General features: G+C 69.1%; 1 protein-coding gene and 1 pseudogene. One reads left to right on the top strand and one right to left on the bottom strand.

What is annotated here, in order from left to right:
• Positions 1–99 precede the first annotated feature (99 nt).
• Entirely contained in the window at positions 100–1,356 is a 1,257-nt protein-coding gene (locus ACYP33_RS02020) for an MFS transporter (RefSeq protein WP_414439481.1), read from the bottom strand.
• A gap of 155 nt (positions 1,357–1,511) precedes the next feature.
• On the opposite strand from ACYP33_RS02020, the pseudogene ACYP33_RS02015 reads away from it, so the two are divergent.
• A pseudogene (locus tag ACYP33_RS02015) lies at positions 1,512–2,156 on the top strand (hypothetical protein); the annotation flags it as partial.

Here is a 2,156-nt window from a genome sequence, read left to right as displayed (position 1 = left end):
GGGCCGTCCCGCGCGCAGGCGGGCCGGACGGCGATCAGGGAAGCAAGGAGTGCGAACGGATTGAGCGACGCGAAGCTCGCGCGCGTCGCGCGCCCGGTGTCAGTCCAGCGCCTCGCCGAGCGTTTCCGGCAGGAAGGCCCAGACGATCAGGGCGGCCAGCAGGAAGAACCCGGCCGTGGCGGCGAGGCCTGTCTGCACGCCGTAGCGTCCGGCCAGCAGGCCGACGGCGGCCGGCGCGAGCGCACTGAGCGCGCGCCCGGTGTTGTAGATCCAGCCCTGCGCCGTGGCGCGGATGCGGGTGGGAAACAGCTCGGCGAAGGTCGGCGCGAAGCCGCTGTAGAAGCCGGTGCCGAAGAACGCCACCACCGGGCCGAGCACGAACAGCCACGACGGCGAGCGCACCCACGTGTAGACCGGCACGGCCAGCGCGGCCGCCACGAAGAACAGCAGATAGGTGCGGCGACGGCCGATCCAGTCGGCCAGATAGCCGAACACCACGAAGCCGACCGCCGCGCCGGCCTGCATCACGACGATCCAGGCGGTCGATTTCATCAGCGTGAGGCCCGAGCCGCCATGCGCGACGGGCGTGGCCAGATAGGTGGGGATCCACGTGAACAGCCCCCAGTAGCCGCACATCGCCGCGCTCGTGAAGGCCAGCCCGACCAGCGTGTTGCGGCGATACGGACCGAACAGTTCGGCCAGCGTCTCGCGCAGGCCGAGTCGGCGCGTCTGGCGCAGCCACACCTGCGGTTCCTCGGTATGACGCCGCACCCAGAACGCGAACAGCGCGGGCACGATGCCGACGAAGAACACGCCGCGCCAGCCGAAATGCGGCAGCACCAGCGCCGCCACCACGGCGGCCAGCGCATAGCCGGCCGCGAACGCGCTCTGCACCCAGGCCAGCGCCTTGCCGCGATGCTCGGCCGGCCAGGTCTCGGACACCAGCGCGGCGCCCGCCGCCCACTCGCCGCCCACCCCGAAGCCGAGCACGAACCGGAACACCAGCAGTTGCTGCACGTCCTGCGACACGCCGCACAGCGCGGTGCCGATCGAGTAGCAGAGGATGCTCATCACCATCGAGCGCGTGCGGCCGATCCGGTCGGCCAGGAAGCCGAACACCAGCCCGCCCACGGCGGTGGCCACCAGCGTCATCGAGGCGACGATGCCGGCCAGCCCCTGATCGAAATGCAGGTCGGCGGCGATGAACGGCATCACCATCGCGAACAGCACCAGGTCCATCACGTCGAGCGCCCAGCCCACATACGACGACCAGAACGCCTGCCACTGCGCCTTCCCCGCGTTCGCGTACCACCGCCCGGCGGCGGCCGGCGGCAGATGTGTCTCACTCCGTTCCATGCGATTCCTCTTATTTTCGAAACTCAAATATCGATGATCGACACGATATGGACTCGGCGTGGTAATTTCCAGCATGGTTAACCACTATCGATACCATGTGTATCGATAAACGATACTGCATGCACTTTCACGAACACGACAGGAACACGACCGCCATGTCCGCATACCAGCTTCATCTCTACGAAGACCGCATCGAAGCCGGCGCCGAGCCGATCTACCTGCCGCGCGCGCCGCGCGCGATCTACGTGGTCGACGGCGACGCCACGCTGGAGTTCGAGCGCGGTGCGCAGCACCAGCCGGGCGGCACCGGCTGGGTGGGCGACGGGCAACTCGCGATTCTGGCCGGCGCCGACGGCGCGCGGCTCTGGCGCTGGGAACTGCAAGCGGCCGCGCGCCCGGCCGAGGCCGGGCTGCTGGGCAGCGCGCCGCGTGCGCATTCGGTCTCGAAGCTGTCCGCCGAGATTACGCTCGATCCGGGCTTCGACTGGCTGATGCGTTGCGACCGCGTGGATTTCCCTCCGGGCGGGATTGCGCACACGCATGTACACCAGGGGCCGGGCATCCGCTGCACGCTGCACGGCGAGATCGCCATCGAGATCGACGGCGCGCGTCACACGCACGGCGCGGGGCAGGCCTGGCTCGAACTGGGCCGGGACCCGGTGCTCGCGCCCACCACGCCGGACGCCGAGACAGCCTTCATCCGCTGCTTCCTGCTGCCCCAGGCATGCCGGGGCCGCAGTTCGATCCGATATGTCAAAATCGAGGACGCACGACGGCCGAAGGATCAGCGCTATCACGTG

Source organism: Burkholderia sp. 3C, from assembly GCF_054589155.1.
This window is presented reverse-complemented; position numbering and strand designations above follow the sequence as displayed.